Annotated in this window: 3 protein-coding genes; all 3 read right to left on the bottom strand. The window is 49.5% G+C overall.

Annotated features, from left to right (window positions below):
* Nucleotides 1-660: hypothetical protein (locus AC6B99_RS33275; protein ID WP_496665173.1), on the bottom strand; the 660-nt coding region annotated here is incomplete at its 3' end.
* Nucleotides 653-880, bottom strand: a complete 228-nt coding sequence (locus AC6B99_RS33270) for a hypothetical protein (RefSeq protein ID WP_496665172.1) — start codon at nt 878-880, stop codon at nt 653-655. The genes AC6B99_RS33270 and AC6B99_RS33275, both read right to left, overlap by 8 nt.
* A complete protein-coding gene (locus AC6B99_RS33265; RefSeq protein ID WP_496665171.1) occupies nt 877-1326 on the bottom strand; it encodes a YopX family protein in 450 nt (149 codons plus the stop codon). Before AC6B99_RS33265 ends, AC6B99_RS33270 begins: the two co-directional genes overlap by 4 nt.
* Between the last annotated feature and the right edge of the window lie 90 nt (nt 1327-1416).

The raw sequence follows: 1416 nt of genomic DNA, 5'->3' as shown, positions 1-1416 counted from the left end.
ATCCCCCTTACCCCCGTATAGGGCTAACAAACTAGCAGCAACCTTGCGACATGATGCATGCCCGCTTCCACCAGTAGTGCCGTCCCATTCGTCACGTGCCGATCCGTCTGCCGTGATTTGCAATTGTTTCTGTAGCCCTTCCAGCAGCGCGGCGTTGGCTGAATGCTCCTCCGCTATCATCCCAGCAAGCTTGAGGTTATACGCTTGGACATCTTCGCGCCAACTCCGTTCCCCGTCGCGTTCCTGTTGTAGCCTCTCTACCTCTGCCAGCAGCTGCGCTATCCATGTTGGAGCGTTGGTTATTAGGCGGGCATTGTGACTGTTCCAAATTTGACCCAAAATGCGATTGACCTCATGGATATTCTCGCCTTCTCTCAAAGTTTGCACAATGTACGACTCTTGTGTTTCCCACTCCCACGGACCCGGCGTAGCAGCTTCCAGCGCCTTGCGTATCTCCAGCAGGTCAGGAGTAAACTGAGGCGTCATTTCAGCCCTTGGGTATGGCTCAGGATCAACGTCAAACTTGCCTGCCTTAATCTCATCCCTGAGCCATTGATGAGCCACCACGGCGGATGGAATTCCAAACTTGTATTTTTCAAAATCAACGTCCGGCCCCAAATAGTCCCGCAGTTTATCTCCGTCCAACAAATGTTTAGTCATTATCGCTCGCCTCCATCGTAGATAAATCTACATACTGCAAAAACTCCGTACTAAATGATCCGCTGTAGCCTTCGAGAAATATCGATCCGTAATCATGTCCTTTATGCTGAAACTCATCCGAACGGCATGTCCATAGCTTTCCGAAATTATTTGGATGATCATGTTCCATGCAGGTGTGCATGACCACTACATCGCCTTTTTTTAGCTTCCGGTCGCTCATTGCGCCACCTCCAGAAGATGCGGGTGGTCGTGTATGTTGCCGATAACCTCAGCCTCGTCGATTGCTTCCCAGAAATCAGAAGTATCGATAGACTCGCGTTTTGTAACATAAAATTGGGCTTGGTCATCGTCCCACTTAATCACTCCAACACTCACAGTTTCTTCCCAGTCGCTGCTTTCTCCGCAGCCCATGTATGCATCAGGGTAGCAGACGATATCCCCCTCATAAATATCCACGCCGTTCTTGTCGCGCAATCCTGTGCATTGACCGACCGTCTCAGGATCGACCTCTTCGTAAACGTCTCTTTCCGTTCCAAATAGCGGAAATTCCTTAAATGGTTCAACATCACCTAAGATAAACGTTCTTCCGCCATCGAATTTCACTAAATCTCCAACAACAAACTCACCGTTATCCAATCGCTTGCCCCGAAACTTAATCTCCCTCATCTTCGTTCACTCTCCCTAATGTAATGGTTCCACGAACTGACGTTCTATCAAAGGGTATGATGGGCCGCCAGCTCGTGGGTACGGCTGTAT

This window comes from Paenibacillus liaoningensis, assembly GCF_059609455.1.
The sequence above is the reverse complement of the archived record's forward strand: the minus strand, read 5'-3'. Positions and strand labels throughout refer to the sequence as shown.

Bases quoted from the DNA above. Each gene is read 5' to 3' on its own strand.
- AC6B99_RS33270 (WP_496665172.1), bottom strand. From the start codon at position 880: ATGAGCGACCGGAAGCTAAAAAAAGGCGATGTAGTGGTCATGCACACC.
- AC6B99_RS33265 (WP_496665171.1), bottom strand. From the start codon at position 1,326: ATGAGGGAGATTAAGTTTCGGGGCAAGCGATTGGATAACGGTGAGTTT.